This is a genomic window from Streptomyces sp. NPDC055966 (genome assembly GCF_042269865.1).
Classification (GTDB): Bacteria; Actinomycetota; Actinomycetes; order Streptomycetales; family Streptomycetaceae; genus Streptomyces.
The window spans coordinates 26253-42404 of sequence record NZ_JBHJYK010000013.1; the positions used below are offsets into that span (position 1 = coordinate 26253).

General features: G+C 70.3%; 16 protein-coding genes. 1 reads left to right on the plus strand and 15 read right to left on the minus strand.

Annotated elements, in window-relative coordinates:
• Window positions 1-276: 276 nt before the first annotated feature.
• Together ACFC8N_RS26325 and ACFC8N_RS26330 are read right to left on the minus strand one after the other, a co-directional pair.
• Complete coding sequence (locus tag ACFC8N_RS26325; RefSeq protein WP_376290299.1) at window positions 277-1506, minus strand: acyl-CoA dehydrogenase family protein; 1230 nt, start codon at window positions 1504-1506, stop codon at window positions 277-279.
• A gap of 19 nt (window positions 1507-1525) precedes the next feature.
• Window positions 1526-2089, minus strand: coding sequence for a winged helix-turn-helix domain-containing protein (locus ACFC8N_RS26330; protein WP_376290302.1), 564 nt, complete (start codon window positions 2087-2089; stop codon window positions 1526-1528).
• Between the two features lie 411 nt (window positions 2090-2500).
• Here ACFC8N_RS26330 and ACFC8N_RS26335 point away from each other — a divergent pair, with 411 nt between their 5' ends.
• Window positions 2501-3370: a class I SAM-dependent methyltransferase gene (locus ACFC8N_RS26335; protein ID WP_356030723.1), complete on the plus strand. Its 870-nt coding sequence runs from the start codon at window positions 2501-2503 to the stop codon at window positions 3368-3370.
• Window positions 3371-3812: 442 nt separating this feature from the next.
• Here ACFC8N_RS26335 and ACFC8N_RS26340 read toward each other — a convergent pair whose 3' ends face one another.
• From ACFC8N_RS26340 to ACFC8N_RS26400, 13 genes are all read right to left on the minus strand, one after another.
• Window positions 3813-4271, minus strand: a complete 459-nt coding sequence (locus ACFC8N_RS26340; protein ID WP_376290665.1) for a PPOX class F420-dependent oxidoreductase — start codon at window positions 4269-4271, stop codon at window positions 3813-3815.
• Window positions 4272-4346: 75 nt separating this feature from the next.
• Window positions 4347-4874: a GNAT family N-acetyltransferase gene (locus tag ACFC8N_RS26345; protein ID WP_376290305.1), complete on the minus strand. Its 528-nt coding sequence runs from the start codon at window positions 4872-4874 to the stop codon at window positions 4347-4349.
• 124 nt (window positions 4875-4998) lie between these two features.
• Window positions 4999-5781 carry a hypothetical protein gene (locus ACFC8N_RS26350; RefSeq protein ID WP_376290308.1) on the minus strand — a complete coding sequence of 261 codons (783 nt, stop codon included), beginning with the start codon at window positions 5779-5781 and terminating at the stop codon, window positions 4999-5001.
• A gap of 43 nt (window positions 5782-5824) precedes the next feature.
• Entirely contained in the window at window positions 5825-6313 is a 489-nt protein-coding gene (locus tag ACFC8N_RS26355) for a hypothetical protein (protein WP_376290311.1), read from the minus strand.
• Window positions 6310-7584, minus strand: coding sequence for an MCE family protein (locus tag ACFC8N_RS26360; RefSeq protein ID WP_376290313.1), 1275 nt, complete (start codon window positions 7582-7584; stop codon window positions 6310-6312). Before ACFC8N_RS26360 ends, ACFC8N_RS26355 begins: the two co-directional genes overlap by 4 nt.
• Window positions 7581-8873 carry an MCE family protein gene (locus ACFC8N_RS26365; RefSeq protein WP_376290316.1) on the minus strand — a complete coding sequence of 431 codons (1293 nt, stop codon included), beginning with the start codon at window positions 8871-8873 and terminating at the stop codon, window positions 7581-7583. Before ACFC8N_RS26365 ends, ACFC8N_RS26360 begins: the two co-directional genes overlap by 4 nt.
• Window positions 8870-9979: an MCE family protein gene (locus tag ACFC8N_RS26370; RefSeq protein ID WP_376290319.1), complete on the minus strand. Its 1110-nt coding sequence runs from the start codon at window positions 9977-9979 to the stop codon at window positions 8870-8872. The genes ACFC8N_RS26365 and ACFC8N_RS26370 overlap by 4 nt, the downstream gene beginning before the upstream one ends.
• Entirely contained in the window at window positions 9976-10986 is a 1011-nt protein-coding gene (locus ACFC8N_RS26375; RefSeq protein WP_376290667.1) for an MCE family protein, read from the minus strand. The genes ACFC8N_RS26370 and ACFC8N_RS26375 overlap by 4 nt, the downstream gene beginning before the upstream one ends.
• A gap of 230 nt (window positions 10987-11216) precedes the next feature.
• Window positions 11217-12257, minus strand: a complete 1041-nt coding sequence (locus tag ACFC8N_RS26380; RefSeq protein ID WP_376290321.1) for an MCE family protein — start codon at window positions 12255-12257, stop codon at window positions 11217-11219.
• Window positions 12254-13510, minus strand: a complete 1257-nt coding sequence (locus tag ACFC8N_RS26385) for an MCE family protein (RefSeq protein ID WP_376290323.1) — start codon at window positions 13508-13510, stop codon at window positions 12254-12256. Before ACFC8N_RS26385 ends, ACFC8N_RS26380 begins: the two co-directional genes overlap by 4 nt.
• An 11-nt stretch (window positions 13511-13521) precedes the next feature.
• On the minus strand, window positions 13522-14346 hold the full coding sequence (locus ACFC8N_RS26390; protein ID WP_356030737.1) for an ABC transporter permease: 825 nt from the start codon (window positions 14344-14346) through the stop codon (window positions 13522-13524).
• 3 nt (window positions 14347-14349) lie between these two features.
• Complete coding sequence (locus ACFC8N_RS26395) at window positions 14350-15120, minus strand: ABC transporter permease (RefSeq protein WP_356030739.1); 771 nt, start codon at window positions 15118-15120, stop codon at window positions 14350-14352.
• Entirely contained in the window at window positions 15117-16046 is a 930-nt protein-coding gene (locus ACFC8N_RS26400) for an ABC transporter ATP-binding protein (protein ID WP_362819886.1), read from the minus strand. Before ACFC8N_RS26400 ends, ACFC8N_RS26395 begins: the two co-directional genes overlap by 4 nt.
• Between the last annotated feature and the right edge of the window lie 106 nt (window positions 16047-16152).

Below are 16152 nucleotides of genomic sequence, written 5' to 3' on the forward strand. Positions count from 1 at the left end.
CCGTCAGCGCGTTGAGCGGCCGACGGCACAGATGGCGCTGGCCTGACGTCGCAGATCGACGTGCAGGCGCGCGGCGAGGTTCTCGGACTTGCTCACAGCCAAGAGAGTTGCAGCGGAATCCGGCCAAGTCAATGTCGCCTGCGCGGGCGTCTCGTATTCTGAACCGCCCGACATGTGGGCGAAGTGCGGCGTTCACAATTGTCTGGACGCCGGGTTGCGCGGTGAAATGACGATCATGCCGAGTCCGCCGGGGAAAGGCCCGGCGGACTCGCAAGGTCAGACGGGCATGACGAACGGCGGGTGCGCTCCGTTGAGGAAATAGTCCCCGACATCGCGGAGCCGGTGGGCGACGGGCTCGTACAAGGTGTGGGTCCGGGCATTGCGCCAGAAGCGGTCGAAGCCGAGCCGCGAGGAAGCGGAGCGGACGCCGATGATGTCGAGGGCGCGGGCGGTCGACTCCTGTGCAGCCCTGGAGGCGGCGGCTTCGGCCATGGCCACGAGGACGGAGATCTCCGCGTACTCGTCGTAGGTGAGGTCTTCGCCGCGTACAAGGCCGCCGTGCACGGCCTCCTGCGCTTGATCGGTGAGCGCGGACGCGGCGCGGGTGAGGACGGTGAGTTCTCCGTAGGCGGACAGCATCTGCGGGTCCTGGGGGGAGCCGACCGGCCAGTCCGGGTGCCAGGGTGAGTGGCTCGCCCTGCTGTATTCACGGGCCTCGGAGAGCACTCCCTCGGCCATGCCGAGACGGAGCTGGACGGAGAGGAGACGCCCGACCGGCGATGCCAGAGCGGCCAGGGGCGACAGGACATCCTCGTCCGCGGACAGGGAGCCGAGTACGTCGTCGCCCGCGACCGGTACACCGTCGAACTCCACGCTCCCGCCGGCCGCGAGCCGCTGGCCGAAAGTGTCGGCGTCGCCGTCGATCCCCACCCCGTGATGGGCGGGATCGACGACGACGGCGAGTGGTTCGCCGGTGTCGGCTCGTACGGCCCGCACGGCGAGGCGGTCGGCGACCAAGACCCCGGTTGTGTAGCTCTGCCGACCGTCGAGCACGAAGCCGACGGCTGTCCTGGCCAGCGTCAGAGGCGGTTCCTGGCGGGCGAAACCACCACCCCAGAACCACTGCTCCGCCGCGGACTGCCGCTCGACCTGAGTGGCGAGAGAGGGCTCGGCGAAGAACCGGGCGCTCCACGACAGGAAGTAGTGAGAGCCCAGGAGTTGACCGATCGCACCGTCGGCGGCGGCGATCTCCCGGACGACCGCGTAGGCCGTGGGCCAGTCCGCGCCGCCTCCCCCGAGCCCGGCCGGTACGAGAAGAGTCAGCAGTCCCGACTCACGCAGCCGGGACGCCTCGTCGAACGGGGCCTTGCCTGCCTGCTCCCTGGCCACCGCGTCCGTAGCCAGGTCGTCCGCCGTCTCTCGGGCCACGCGCAGCCAGTGCGCACGGTCGGGCCCGCTCCGGTCGGAATCCGAGGCGGGGCCGGACGGCGCAGTGGCAACGCCCATGGTGGTGAACTCCTCAAAGTCAGCGGCAGAGTGCGGTGTTGGGGCTCTCTTGCTGGTCGGGCACGTACTTGTAGCCCACGCGTCGTACAGTGACGATCCGGTGCCGGTACGCCGTGCCGAGCTTGCGGCGTAGGCGCGCGATGTGGACGTCCACGGTGCGGCCGTCGCCGATGTGGTCGTAGCCCCAGATGCCGGCCATCAGCTGCTCGCGCGAATGCACCTGGTGGGGTTGCCGTACGAGATGGGCCAGTAGCCCGAACTCCAGGTAGGTGAGGTCGAGTTCGCTCCCGTCCAACTCTGCTGCACGTCGCGCGGGATCGATGTGGATGACACCACCTCCCGTCTGCTGCGCGGGATATGAGTCCGTGAGGGCGACCGGCCGGATCTCTGGTCGTGCCACGTCCTTGGCGAAGAGCTGGGCGGGGTCGGTTCCTTCGGGGACGAGCACGAGGTAGCCGACGAGGGGTGCGGAACCGATTCCCCCGTCGCCTTCCTGAGCGGTGTCGCCCACGAGGCGGAGATGGCGCAGGTCGGGAAGGGGCGAGTCCGATGGAGTGGCCTGGGCCGGAAGTGCCGTGGTCATGGCGGTCGTCCTTCAAGGGATACGTCGGGCCGTCAGGCGCCGCGGGTGGGCGCGCGCCCGATGACCTGGGATGAGGGAGAAGGAGCGGAACGGCACGCGCGACGTGTGACCGCGTGCCTCACACGCGACAGCAGGCGGCGCTGACGACGTGACCAAAGTCGACATGCCGACGACGGACGAGTCGCTGCTGCGTGTGGGCCATGTGCATCATCCTGCGCACCCGTTGGGCGGGCCGTCAACGCTTTCCTAGTAAATCGATAGGAAATGTAGGGAACGCAACACCGTGGGCGGGCTCACCGGCCACCGTCGGCCGTCGGGCGCGGTCGCCCTGGCCAGCGCTGAGATCACCCCACCCATGCCCAGCCAACGCAACAACCGTCCCACCGGTAGGACAACCTCTAGGCTGCTGCGATGACTGAGAAGCGGGGACAGGTGCAGCCTTCCGGAGTGTGGGCCACAGCGGTCGGGGTGGCCCGAGTGCGGGCCATGGAGACCCAGCGGGAGCACGCGTTGTTCCGCGACCCGCTGGCGCTGGCCTTCGCCACCGCCGGCGGGCTCGGGCCGGACTCGGCCCTGCCGCCGCGCGGTGACGAGGCCTCCCGGCAGCGCTGGCTGGGCGTGGCGTACTCCATCGTCATCAGGACGAAGTTCCTCGACGATCTGCTGGAACAGGCCTCTGCGGCCGGTGTCCGGCAGGTCGTGCTGCTCGGTGCGGGCATGGACAGCCGGGCCTTCCGGATGGACTGGCCCGAGGGCACCCGGTTGTTCGAGGTCGACACCGCCGAACCGCTGGGCTTCAAGGCCTCGGTGCTGCGCCAGGAGCGGGCCGTCGCCCGCTGCACCCGGATCACCGTCCCGGTGGATCTGCGCGAGGACTGGCCCGGGGCGTTGGCCGCGGCCGGGCACGACCCCGCGAAGCCGACCGTGTGGATCGCCGAAGGACTGCTGATCTACCTGCCCGAGGATGCCGTGGAACTGCTGCTGGCCCGGATCGGCGCCGTCTCCGCACCGGGCAGCCGGATGGGCCTGACCCTGGGCTCGCGCGGGGTGATCGAGCGCTTCGCCGCGGACGCCGGACCGGGATCGGCGGCCTCCATGTGGGTCTGGGAGATGCCCGAGGACCCGGTCGGCTGGCTGGCCGGGCACGGCTGGGACGCCGAGGGATACACCCTGCGCGAGCGCGGCGCCGCCTACGGCCGTCCGATACCCACCCCGCCACAGCGGGAAGAACAGCCCGGCGGCCTGATCTCGGCCGTCCGCCGGCCGACCGGCCACCGGTGAACCCATCCGGCCGGCGCCACGGCGCGCCGGCCGGATCGGTGGACTGCCGGGTCAGCCGGCCGCGGCCTGGATCGCGTTGACGAATGATGAGGCGCGGCGTCACAGGCTCTGAGAGGGCTGGCTTCCGGTACCGGCTTCGGAAGCCGTTGGCGTACCGATCGGGCGTAGGCCGCCGGCGACGTGACCACGGCGGTCGGGCTGCCGTCCAGCGCAAGGCCCTCTCGCCCAACGACTTCACCGATCTCACCGAGGCCACTGAGCGGCTCCGAGCCTCCGAAGACCGCTACGACGCCACGCCACAGCCGTTCCAGTGCAGGTTCACCCCCTCCGACCTGGACGATCTTCTGGTCAGGCTCGACCGGCACACCTCCGATCGCCACGAAGGATCCTCTGTCGCACCGGCAGCGTGAACAGCCCCCGAAGGACTTACGGCACCGACGACTCAGCCGTTGATGTCGAGCGCTGTCCCGTACAGCCGAGATACCTTCAGCCGGATGACCACGCGGCGCTCGGCGACCAACTGCTCCAGGAACGCGTCTTCATCCTGCGGCTTCGCGGCCTGCGGAATCATCGCGAGCAGCTCTCGTCCGATCGCGTCCCCCGGCGTGGTCGTGATCTCGGAGACCTCGGCCTCGCCCTCGGCCACGGCGAACGACCACACGTCGCCGCCCGAAACATGCACGGCCGCGCGCGGGTCACGCCGGAGTTGCCTGACCTTGACGCGGTCGGCAGTGGTGGAGAACCGCACGGTGCGCTCTTCGGCGTCCCAGCTGTAGAGCATGGTGGTCAGATGAGGATGGCCACTGCGCTTATTGGTGGCGAGGGTGCCGAACTGCTGAGTGCTCAGCAGTTCGGAGAGTGCATCGTCGGACAGGGGCCGGGGTGCTGGACCTTGAGTCATGACGTGCTCAACTCCCGCGTTCACAGGGGGATTCCACGCCACCCAGAAGTCCGGCCACCAACGTCCGCAACAGACCTAGTCGCCGAGGATCCGCTCCCACAGCAGCCCGTCCCGCCAGTGCCCGTCGAGAAGGATCGAGGAGTGCGCGACGCCGTACGCGCTGAACCCGTTGCGGCGCAGCACCCGCTGCGACGGCAGATTCTCCAGGTTGGTGGACGCCTCGGCGCGGTGCAATCCGAGTTCATCCGTCATCACCCGGAGTACGAGCCCGACGGCGCGCCCGGCGTGCCCTTGATTCTGGGCGACACTGGCGATCCAGTATCCGACGGAGCCGCGTCGCAGGTGCGGCTGCGGCAGGATCCCTCCGACGGTGACCTGCCCGATCACCTGGTCGTCGGCGAGTACCACGCCCGGCCAGACCGTGCCGGCCCGGTATCCGGCCAGCAGCTTGTCGATCCGCTCCGCCTGGCCCTCCGGGGTGAAGAACTCGGCCGGTTGAGCCGGTTCCCACCGCCGAAAAGCCTCGACGTCCCGCAACCGATGCGCGGCGATCGGGGCGGCGTCGGTCGGCTCGATCAAGCGGATCCTGGTGCTGTTGTGCACGCGCTGGTCCCCGTAACGGTTGTCGGATGAGACGGCCAGCCTATGCAACGGTCCTCGTGCCGCCGAGCCCTACGCCCGCCGGTGGATCGAGTCCATCGCAGAGCCGGTGTTCCCGCCGAACAAATCAGAGGGCATCGACGCCACTCACCTTCCAGCCGTCGGAGGTGCGCGTGAGCGTCAGTCGCACCCGGTTCAGGTCCAGCCGGGGCTCCGGGACCTGGGTGCTCTGGGTGACCTGGTTGACGAAGAGCAGGACGACGGCCTTGTCCGGTGTGGCCGACACGACGGACGCAGCGGGGGTGCCGCCGTCGGCGGGTGTGGCCACGGTCGCCTTCACCACGCCGTGGTACGTCGTCGCGGTCGGCGCGACCACCGTCTTCGTCGTCCTGCCGTACTGGTCGCGGAAGTGCCCGGTCAGCAGGGCGCGGGCCCGGGTGAAGTCCCGGTCGAGGTGCCGGTAGTCGTACGACAGCACGACCGGCGCCGCCTCCCGCGCGGCCGCGAGGGCTTCGCCCCGGGCCCGCTCGGCCTGCTGTCCTTGCCGGTACTGCCACCCGAGGACGGCTGCCAGGACCAGGGCCGCCACGAGGACGAGGACCGGCACGAGGACGAGGACCGGCACCGCGGTGAGCACGCTCCGTCCGCCCCTGCGCGAGGGCGCGCTCTCCTCCGGCTCATCCTCGAAGTGCTCGTGCCCGTGCTCGTGTTCGTGTTCGTGTTCGTGATCGTGCGCGGGCTCCGGCGGGTCCTCCCAGCCGCCCGCCGGGGGCTCGACGAGCAGGGTGCGCCCGGGGACGGCTTGCGCTTCCTGTCGGGCGGCGCGCTTGGCCGCCGCGCGGGCGGCCGCGGTCATGGTGCGGCGGCCCGGGGAGCCGGTGCCGCGGGTGCGGGAGGTCGGGTTCGCCACGGTGTCTCTTCTCATTGACGGCCTCACAGTCGGGTCAGTCGGGTCAGCCCACGAACGTGACATCGGAGGTCAGCCAGCGGCCGGCCACGCGCACGAGGTCGAGCTGGAGCCGGTAGGTGCGCGCCTGGCCCTCGGGCGCTGCGGTGTTGGTCACCTTGCTGTCGGCCACGACCAGGACCCGGGCCGAGCGCGTGCCGGACCGCACGATGCCCGCTTCCAGGACCTGTCCCTCGGACACCGACCTGTTCTGGGCGACGAGCTTCGTCAGCTGCGCGGTCTGCGCGGCGAACTGCTTCTTGAAGTCGCCGGTGGCGCCCTCCAGCACGGTGCGGCTGTCCCGGTCGTAGTGCCGGTAGTCGAGCGAGGTGAAGTTCAGCGCCGACTGGCGGGCCGCCGCCAGGATGTCCTGACGGCGCTGCTGCGCCGCGCGCTGGTCGGCCAGCTTCAGTCCCAGCCAGACACACAGCACGGTCGTCAGCACGGTCGCGGCGACGAGCCCCGCCGACAGCAGCCTCGCCCGGCCCCCTGTCATGCCATCGGTCCCACGAGCAGCCATTGCCACGACTCCTTTCCGAACACGGTCTGTTCGCCGCCCGTCGAGCCGATCTCGACGGGCGCTGCGTCCGGGCCGGTCACGGTGCCGGTCTCCGGGTCGTACGGGGCCACGAACGCGGCCTGGTCGGCGCTGTACCGGCCGCCGGCCGGGCCGGGGGCGTTCTGGGCACCGCGCACCGAGGTCGTGCTGCCGCGCGGTGCCGTGCAGCGCGCGCCGGTGTTCGCCGGGCGTGTGCTGGTGTCGGCGGGGTCGCGCCGCTGGGTGCCGTAGCCCTGGGTGCACGCGGGCGGGTCGTCGGCGTTCACGGTCAGCCCGAAGTGGGTGGTGCCGTCGCCGGGGATGACCGTGTAGCTGCCCGCGACCGTGAGCGGGAGCGTGACCAGGGCCTGTTGGACGCCGGGCAGCCGGGCCAGGGTGATCTGGCCGCCGCTGATGAGGTTGGCCAGCAGGACCGGTATGTGCGGCCGGGTGGACTTCAGCAGGGAGTCCAACTGCTGGGCGGCGGGTGCGGTGTTGCCGATCAGCTTGCGCAGGTCGCCGTCGCTCGACTTCAGCTGCTCGGTGAGCGTGGCCAGGTCGCGGGAGAACGACTTGATGGCCGAGCCCTGGTCGGCCTGTGTCTTGAGCACCTTCCGCGAGTCCTCGATCAGCGAGACCGTCTGGGGGAGCGACGCGGATGCCGATTCCACCAGCGCGTTGCCGGAGTCCACCAGCCGGCTCAGGTTCGGTCCGGTGCCGGCGAAGGCCTTGCCCAACTCGTCCACGGTGACCCGCAGATCGTCCTTGCCGACCGAGTTCACCAGCCGGTCGAGGCTGAGGACCAGGTCGGTGACCGGCAGCGGGGTCCGGGTGCGGCTGCGCGGGATCGGGCTGCCGTCCATGAGGTACGGGCCGCCCGACCGCCGCGGCTGGAGGTCGACGTACTGCTCGCCCACCGCCGAACGGTCGGCGACGACCGCGAGCGTGTCAGCCGGGATCCTCGGGGCGCCGTCCTCGATCTTCAGCGCCACCGAGACCCCGGACCCGGTCAGCCGCAGATCGCCCACGCGGCCCACCGGCACGCCCCGGTAGGTGACCTCGGCGCCGGGGAAGACGCCCCCGGACTCGGCGAAGTCGGCGCGCACGGTGTACCCGCGCTGCAGGACGTCGTCCACGAGGCCCGTGTACCGGGCGCCGACGTACGACACCCCGAGGGCGGTGACGGTCGCGAAGGCGAGCAGCTGGGCCCTGACCGTACGTGTGATCACGGCATGATCCCCTTCAGCATCAGCTCGGCGAGGCCGAGATCGATCCCGGGCGGGAGACGACGCGCGCCGTCCCCGTTGCCGTAGGCCGCGGTGCACACGGGCGGGCACAGCAGGGTGCTGCCGTCGGAGGGCGTCGAGGGCACGGCGGGTGCGGAGGGCACGGGGGGCACGGTCGGGGTGCCCGGCGGGGACGGGACGGACGGGAGAGGGGCGGGAGTGGGCAGGCCGGGAAGGGGCGGGGTCGCCGGGGCCGGGGACTTCCCGGCCGTGCCCCCCTTGCCCGGCTTGCCGGTGACGTTGCCGTACAGGCCCGCCAGGTCGAGGTCGGCGGTGATCTTCAGGTTGACGTAGTCGCCCTTGACAGCGTCTGTCACGTTGCGCGGGAACGGGTAAGTGGTGAGAATTTCAAGGGAGTTGGGCAGGTTGTCGCCCGCCTGGTTCAGCTCCTGCAGGATGGGCTGGAGCTTCTTCAGGTCGGCGACGGTGTCGTCGTGGGAGGCGTTCACCACCCTGGTGCCGGTCTTGCCGAGTGTGGACAGGGCGGTGAGCATCCTCGTCAGGTCCTTGCGCTGGTCGGCGAGGGCCTTCAGCGCGGGCGGCATGGTGTCGACGGCCAGGGCGATCGTCTGCTTCTCGTTCTTCAGCCGCTTCGCCAGCCGGTCGACGCCCTTGAGGGCGCGCACGATCTCCGCCCGCTGGCCGTCGAGGCCGCCGAGGAACGTGTCGAGCTGCTTCAGCAGGGACCTGACCCGGTCCTCGCGCCCGCCGAGGGCCTTGTTCAACTCGACGGTGATCGTCTTCAGCTGAGCCACCCCGCCGCCGTTGAGCAGCGCGGACAGGGCCGACAGCACCTCCTCGACCTCCGGGTTGCGGCCGCTGCGGGACAGCGGGACGATGTCGCCGTCGTGGAGCCGTCCGACGGGCGCGGTGCCGGCCGGCGCGGACAGGGCGACGTACTTCTCGCCGAGCATGCTCGTCTGCCTCAGGTCGGCGACCGCGTTGCCGGGCAGCTTCACCGAGTCGGCGATGCGCAGCCGTACCCGCGCGTGCCAGCCGTCCAGTTCCACCTTCTCGACCGTGCCCACGGTGACGTCGTCGACCTTGACCGCCGACTGCGGCACCAGGTCCAGGACGTCCCGGAACTCGACGGTGACGTGGTAGGCGTGGCCGTCCGAGGCGGCGCCGCCGGGGAGCGGGACGTCGTACCAGCCGTTGAACTCGCAGCCGGTCAGCAGCAGCGAGCCGGTCGCCGTCCAGGCGGCCACCCGCCCCAGGCGCTTCACGCTCATGCCGGTGCCCCCAGGATTCCGCCGAGGGTCTTGTCGACCGTGCCCGTCGACGCCGGGGCCGACGGCACCTCGGGCAGGGAGTCGAAGAGCTTCCTCAGCCCGGCGCAGTTGTCGTGGTCGTCACCGGTCGTCTTCAGGATCGAGCAGAGCAGCGATGCCGGATCCTGCGGGGTTTGCGCGTTGTTGCGGGTGTCGAGGGTGCCGGCGGCGGGGTTGTAGGCGTTCTGCAGGTTCGACAGGCCCGTGGGGGCGACGGTCAACAGCTCCTGAAGTGCGGCTCGTTGGGTGACGAGGATCTGGGTGACCTTGGCCAGGCCCTGCACGTCCGTGGTCAGCGCCTTCTTGTTGCCCTTCACGAAGTCGGCCACGTCACCGAGTGCGGCTGCCAGGTACTTCAGCGCGGCGGCGAGATCCTTGCGCTCGCCGGCCAGCTGTCCGGCCACGTCGGCGAGGTCGGTGTCGAACGACCGCACACTGCTGTCGTCCGCCGCCAGCGCGGCCGTGAACACCTGGAGGTTCCGTACGGTCCCGAACAGGTCGCCGCGCCCGTCGGACAGCGTGGTGACCGCCTGGGACAGGTCGTCCACCGTCTGGTGGAGGTTCTGGCCCTGCCCCCGGAGGTTGTCCGCGCTCACCCCGAGCAGCCGGGACAGCGAGCCCTGCTTGTTGGCGCCGGTCGGGCCGAGCGCCTCGGCGGTGGTGTGCAGGCTGTCGAAGATCCGGTCCAGCTCGACGGGGACGGCCGTACGGGACTCGGGGATGACGTCTCCGTCGCGCATGACCGCGCCCTTGCGGTACACCGGCAGCAGCTGCACGTAACGGTCGCTGACCACCGAGGAGTTGACGATGGCGGCCTGTGCGCCGGCGGGGACCTTGCGCCCCCGGTCGTACTCCAGCTCCACCCGGACCCGGTCGCCCTCCGGCGTGATCTTCCCGACCTCGCCGATGCGGACGCCGAGGACGCGGACGTCGGAGCCGGGGTAGATGCCGACGGTGCGCGGGAAGTACGCCGTGACGCGGACGGGGCCGGGGCCCGGCCAGAGGACGACGGCGAGGCCTGCGACGATGGCGAGCGCGGTGAACAGGGCCAGGAGTCTGCGGGTCATCGGGTGCCTCCCGTCCGGGGCGTGACCGGGGCGGCGACCAGGTTCTGGACGTAGGAGTCGAACCAGCGGCCGTTTCCGAGGGTGTTGGTGAAGAGCCGCACGTAGGGGGCGAGGAGCTGGACGCTGCGGTCGAGGCTCGCCTGGTTGCGTTCGAGCATCTTCAGGAAGGTGTCGAGGTTCTTCAGCGCGGGCCCGATCTGCTTGCTGTTGTCGTCGACCAGGCCGGACAGCTCGACGCCCAGCAGCGCGGAACTCTTGAGCAGCGTGTGGATCGCCGCGCGCCGGTTGTCGATCTCCTTGAACAGCGCGTCACCGTCCTTCACCAGCGCGGAGAAGTCCTTCGTGTGACCGGCCAGCACCTTGGTGACCCCGTTCGCATGGTCGAGGAGCCCGCGCAGCGCCTGGTCACGGGAGGCGACGGTCCGGGAGATCCGTGACAGTCCCCTGATCGACGCCCGTACCTCCACGGGGGAGTCCTGGAAGGTGAGGGAAAGGGTGTCCAGCGCCTTCGAGAGCCGGTCCGTGTCGACCGCCTCGGTGGTGGTCGTCAGGTCGCTGAAGGCCTGGACGACGTCGTACGCCGACACGGTCCGGCCGAGCGGGATCCCGCTGCCCGGCTTCAACTGACCAGGCCCCTTCGGGTACAGGGCCAGGTACTTCGCGCCGAGGATCGTCTTGACGCGGATCGCCGCACCCGTGTCGGTGCCGAACCCGGGGTGGCCCTTCACCTTGAAGGTGACCTTCACGTGGTCGCCGTCCAGGCCGACGCCCTCGACCTTTCCGACCTTGACCCCGGCGATCCGTACCTCGTCGCCCGGCTTGAGCCCGCCGGCCTCGGAGAAGGCCGCGCTGTACGTGTCGCCGCCGCCGATCAGCGGCAGGCTGTCGGCGTTGAACGCGGCGAACGCGAGCAGCGCGAGGACGGTGAGGCCGACGGCGCCCACGACGACCGGATTGCGCTCGCGGAAGGGCTTCAGGCGTGGGCGCTTGAGCCGGATCCTGGGCATCTTGGGCGGCAGGACGCGTACCTTGAACAGGGGCTGGGGGCGGGGCTCCCGCTTGGGCAGCAGCCGGGGGAGTTTCGGCAGCTTCGGCGGCAGTACGCGCACCGTGACCAACGGCTGGGGGCGGGGCCCCCGCTTCGGCAGCAGCCGGGGGAGTCTCGGCAGCTTCGGTGGCAGGACCCGTACCTTCACCAGCGGCTCAGGACGGCGCCTCCGCCTTGGGACACGCAGTCTCATCCGCCACACCTCGCCCGCGCCACGTGCAGGTCCGGGGTGATCACCTGCTTGGTCTTCGGCAGCACGATCCGGCCGTCGAAGTCGCAGAGGTAGAAGTTGAACCAGGATCCGTAGGACGCCGTCCCGGTCAGCGCGTTGAGCTTGTTCGGCAGCCGTTGCAGGACGCCCTCCACGGTGTGCTCGTTCTTGTTCAGTGTTCCGGTGAGCTCGCCGAGTCCGGCGATGTCGTCCTTCAGCGGCGGACGCGCGTCCTTCAGCAGCCCCGACGTGACGTCGGTGAGGTCGCCGATGCTCACCAGCGACTCCCCGATGGGTCTGCGGTCGGCGGCCAGCCCCGAGACCACCCGGCGCAGCTGTGTGAGCAGCCCGGAGAAGCGGGAGCCGCGCTTGTCGAGTGTGTCCAGGACGGTGTTGAGGTTGTCGATCACGGAGCCGATCAGCTGGTCGCGGTCGGCGAGGGTGGTGGTGAGCGAGGCGGTGTGCGCGAGGAGGCTGTTGACCGTGCCGCCCTCGCCCTGGAGGGTCTGGACGATCTCGGTGGCGAGCTGGTTGACGTCGCTCGGGCTGAGCGCGGCGAACAGCGGCTTGAAGCCGTTCAGCAGGGCGTTGAGGTCCAGCGCCGGCTGGGTCCGGGACAGCGGGATGGTGCCGCCCGGCCGCAGCCGGGCGGTGACGTCGCCGGGGCCCTCGGTGAGCGCGATGTACCGCTGCCCCACCAGGTTGCGGTAGCGCACGACCGCGTGGGTCCCTGCGAGTAGCGGCCGGTCCGCGCCGACGGTGAACGTGACCTCCGCCAGGGTCCGGTCCTTGATCCGGATGCCCTCGACCTCTCCCACCCGCACTCCGGCCACGCGGATGTCGTCGCCGGTCTCCAGCCCGGTGACGTCGGTGAACACGGCGTGGTAGGTGTCCGTCGGGGTGAAGGAGATGTTGACGATGGTGGCGGCGAGCAGCGCCGTCGCCGCGATCGTGACCAGCGCGAACAGGCTGAACTTGACCAGCGGGGCGGCGGTCTGCCGGGCTCCTGACCTGTTCATACGACACTCACCGCCGTTCCGCGCGCGAGCGGACCGAACAGCAGGGTCGCGACCGGCGGCACCTGGTCGGCGGGGACGCCCAGGACGGGGGCCACGAGCGAGCCGACGGCCCGCTGCTCGGCCCGGGTGGCGGACACGTTGACACCTCCGGGGAGTGCGCCGGAGGAACCTCCGGCCGACGTACCGTCGTCGAGACGGGGTTTCGGGCCGGGCACCTGAGGATGCGGCAGGCCACGGCAGTTCGGGCCGGACCGCTCGCCGTACACCGGCTCCTCACCGGGCCGGTACGCCCCCTGCGGCCGGACGACTTCGAGAGTGATCCGCATCTCGCCGCCCCGGAACGCGTCCTCCGAGGCCTTCTCCTGCCGGACCAGGCCCTGGAACAGGCATGGGTACTCGGGGGAGTAGCGGGCGAAGAGCTCCAGCGTGGGGCGGGAGACCCGGCCCAGGGTGATCAGCCGGTCGCCGTTCTCGGACAGGAAGCCGTTCGCCGTGTCCGCCACGGAAGCGGTCGAGCGGAGCGCGGCGGCCAGCTGGTCCTTCTTGTCGACGATCGTGCGGCTGGTGGTGACCGTGTTGCGCAGGATCCGCATCAGGTCGGGCGCGGCGTCGCCGTACACCTCGGCGACGTCCGCGAATCGCGAGATGTCCTCCTTGAGGGAGGGCATGTGCGGGTTGAGACGGCGCAGATACCCCTCGACGCGGGTGAGGTTGTCACCGATCCGGTCGCCGCGGCCCTCCAGCGCGGTGGCGAACGCCGAGAGCGTGGCGTTGAGTTCACCCGGCTGGACCGTGCGCAGCAGCGGCAGCAGGTCGTTCAGCAGCTGCTGCACCTCGATGCCGGCCTTCGTGCGGTCCTGGGTGATGACGTCTCCGGCGCGGATGGGCCGAGCCGACGACCGCGCAGAGTGCGGGGGCGGGACCAGGTCGACGTACTTCTCGCCGAACAGCGTCTTGGGCAGCAGGCGGGCATGCACGTCCGAGGGGATGTACGGGACGTACCGGGGATCGAGCGCGATGTCGAGCGTGGCCTTCGTGCCGTCCGCGTGCACCTCGCGCACCTCGCCGACCAGCAGCCCGCGCAGCTTGACGTCCGCGCGCGGATCGAGCTGGTTGCCGAGGGTGCCGGCCTGAAGGGTGATGGGCACGACGGACGTGAACGCCTGCTGGTAGACGGCCACCGCGAGAGACAGCAGCAGCGCGAGCACGGCGAGGAAGGCGATGCCGTACAGCCTCAGTCTCATTCTGTGCATGCGCACCGCTCTCACCCCGCTATCCGTACGGTCGTGGTGGCGCCCCAGATCGCGAGGCTCAGGAAGAAGTCCAGGACGTTGACGGCGACGATCGAGGTCCGCACCGCACGGCCCACCGCGACGCCCACGCCCGCCGGGCCGCCGCTCGCGTGGTAGCCGTAGTAGCAGTGCACCAGGATGATCAGCACGGCGAAGACGATCACCTTGCCGAAGGACCAGAACACGTCGACGGGCGGCAGGTACTGGTGGAAGTAGTGGTCGTACGTGCCCGTCGACTGCCCGTAGTAGCCGGTGGTGATGGTGCGGGCGGCCAGGTACGAGGAGAGCAGCCCGATCACGTACAGCGGGATCACCGCGGCGAAGCCGGCGATCATCCTCGTCGTCACCAGGAACGGCAGCGACGGGACGCCCATCACCTCCAGCGCGTCGGTCTCCTCACTGATCCGCATCGCACCGAGCTGCGCGGTGAACCCGGCGCCGACCGTCGCGGACAGGGCGAGCCCGGCCACCAGCGGGGCGATCTCCCGGGTGTTGAAGTACGCCGACAGGAACGCCACGAAGTTGGAGGTGCCGAGCTGGTTGAGGGCCGCGTAGCCCTGGAGGCCGACCTCGGTGCCGGTGAAGAAGGACAGGAACGCGATCACGCCGACCGTGCCGCCGACGACGGCGAGTGCGCCGCGCCCGAAGCTCACCTCGGCGAGCAGCCGCAGTACCTCCTTCTTGTAGCGGCGCAGGGTGCGGCCCGTCCAGGCCAAGGAGCGTCCGTAGAAGGACAGTTGGGCGCCCAGCTCTTCTAGTGAGCGCAAGGGGCGATCGAGGACTTTTTGAGGTCTCATCGGCTAACCCCTCTGCGGGACGACCTGGAAGTACACCGCGGTCATCACGAAGTTGGTCACGAACAGCAACATGAAGGTGATCACCACGGACTGGTTGACGGCATCGCCCACGCCCTTCGGACCGCCCTGTGCGGTCAGCCCCTTGTACGAGGCGACGATCGCCGCGATGGCCCCGAACACGAGCGCCTTGACCTCTGCCGCCCACAGGTCGGACAGCTGCGCGAGGGTGGTGAAGGACGCCAGGTAGGCGCCGGGCGTGCCGTGCTGGAGGACGACGTTGAAGAAGTAGCCGCCCGCGACACCGACGACCGAGACGAGGCCGTTGAGGAGCACGGCCACGACCATCGACGCCAGCACGCGCGGTACGACGAGCCGGTGGATCGGGTCGATGCCGAGCACCTGCATCGCGTCGATCTCGTCCCGGATCTTGCGCGCCCCGAGGTCCGCACAGATCGCCGTGCCGCCCGCGCCAGCGATGAGCAGCGCGGTGACGATCGGCGAGGCCTCGCGCAGTACCGCGAGCACGGACGCGGCACCGGAGAAGGACTGCGCGCCGAGCTGCCGGGTCAGGCTGCCGATCTGCAGAGCGATGACCGCCCCGAAGGGGATCGAGACCAGTGCCGTCGGCAGGATCGTGACGCTTGCGACGAACCACGCCTGCTGGATGAACTCCCGTGCCTGGAAGGGCCGTCGGGGCAGGGTCCGGACGACGTCCAGGGCCATCGCGAAGAGGTTGCCCGAGTGCCGGAGCGCACCTGTCGGGGAGAGTCTCATGCGCTGCTCACCCCCGTCCCGCGCAGCTCTGCCTCCCGTCTCGCGATCGCCTCCCAGCGGGGCGGGCGGGTGATGCCGGGGCCGGGCAGCAGGCGGGGAGTCAGGTCCCGGACGCGTGGACCCTCGTCGATCCGGGCCAGCTCCTGCTCGACCTGGGCCGCGTCCTTCTCCTCCGCCATGCCGATCGGCCCCTGCATCCGGCCGTTCAGGAACTGCCGCACGACGGGCTCGTCACTGGTCAGCAGCTCCTCGCGGGGCCCGAACAGCACCAGCTCGCGCCGGAACAGCAGCCCGATGTTGTCCGGGACCTGGCGGGCCGAGGCGATGTCGTGGGTGACGATCAGGAAGGTCGCGTCGATCTGTGCGTTGAGGTCGACGATGAGCTGGTTGAGGTAGGCCACGCGGACCGGGTCCAGGCCCGAGTCCGGCTCGTCGAACAGGATGATCTCCGGGTCGAGGACCAGGGCGCGGGCGAGCCCGGCCCGCTTGCGCATGCCGCCGGAGATCTCGCCGGGCAGCTTCTCCTCGGCGCCGATCAGCCCGACCATGTCCATCTTCTCCAGCACGACGCGCCGGATCTCGCTCTCGGACCTGCGGGTGTGCTCGCGCAGCGGGAAGGCGATGTTGTCGTACAGGTTCATCGATCCGAACAGCGCGCCGTCCTGGAACAGCACGCCGAAAAGCTTCCGCACCTCGTACAGGTCGTGTTCACGGAGCCTGGTGATGTCCCGGCCCTGGATCGTGATGGAGCCGCGCTCCGGCTTCAGCAGCCCCACGAGCGTCTTGAGGAACACCGACTTGCCCGTCCCCGAGGGGCCGAGCATCACCGACACCTCCCCGGCGGGCAGCGTCAGCGAGACGTCCTGCCAGATGACCTGGTGGCCGAAGGACTTGGTCAGCCCTTCCACACAGATCTCGACACCCATCCGGTCCCACCCTTCGCCCGTGGAGCAGCTCCGACATCTGCTCTACGGGGAGGCGCGGGACGTCCGTCGCGACGACCGGGATTTTTTTCGGACGTGTTTACGGCGT

Bases quoted from the DNA above. Each gene is read 5' to 3' on its own strand.
- ACFC8N_RS26325 (WP_376290299.1), bottom strand. From the start codon at position 1,506: ATGGGCGTTGCCACTGCGCCGTCCGGCCCCGCCTCGGATTCCGACCGG.
- ACFC8N_RS26330 (WP_376290302.1), bottom strand. From the start codon at position 2,089: ATGACCACGGCACTTCCGGCCCAGGCCACTCCATCGGACTCGCCCCTT.
- ACFC8N_RS26335 (WP_356030723.1), top strand. From the start codon at position 2,501: ATGACTGAGAAGCGGGGACAGGTGCAGCCTTCCGGAGTGTGGGCCACA.
- ACFC8N_RS26340 (WP_376290665.1), bottom strand. From the start codon at position 4,271: ATGACTCAAGGTCCAGCACCCCGGCCCCTGTCCGACGATGCACTCTCC.
- ACFC8N_RS26355 (WP_376290311.1), bottom strand. From the start codon at position 6,313: ATGACAGGGGGCCGGGCGAGGCTGCTGTCGGCGGGGCTCGTCGCCGCG.
- ACFC8N_RS26365 (WP_376290316.1), bottom strand. From the start codon at position 8,873: ATGAGCGTGAAGCGCCTGGGGCGGGTGGCCGCCTGGACGGCGACCGGC.
- ACFC8N_RS26370 (WP_376290319.1), bottom strand. From the start codon at position 9,979: ATGACCCGCAGACTCCTGGCCCTGTTCACCGCGCTCGCCATCGTCGCA.
- ACFC8N_RS26375 (WP_376290667.1), bottom strand. From the start codon at position 10,986: ATGCCCAGGATCCGGCTCAAGCGCCCACGCCTGAAGCCCTTCCGCGAG.
- ACFC8N_RS26380 (WP_376290321.1), bottom strand. From the start codon at position 12,257: ATGAACAGGTCAGGAGCCCGGCAGACCGCCGCCCCGCTGGTCAAGTTC.
- ACFC8N_RS26385 (WP_376290323.1), bottom strand. From the start codon at position 13,510: ATGCACAGAATGAGACTGAGGCTGTACGGCATCGCCTTCCTCGCCGTG.
- ACFC8N_RS26390 (WP_356030737.1), bottom strand. From the start codon at position 14,346: ATGAGACCTCAAAAAGTCCTCGATCGCCCCTTGCGCTCACTAGAAGAG.
- ACFC8N_RS26395 (WP_356030739.1), bottom strand. From the start codon at position 15,120: ATGAGACTCTCCCCGACAGGTGCGCTCCGGCACTCGGGCAACCTCTTC.
- ACFC8N_RS26400 (WP_362819886.1), bottom strand. From the start codon at position 16,046: ATGGGTGTCGAGATCTGTGTGGAAGGGCTGACCAAGTCCTTCGGCCAC.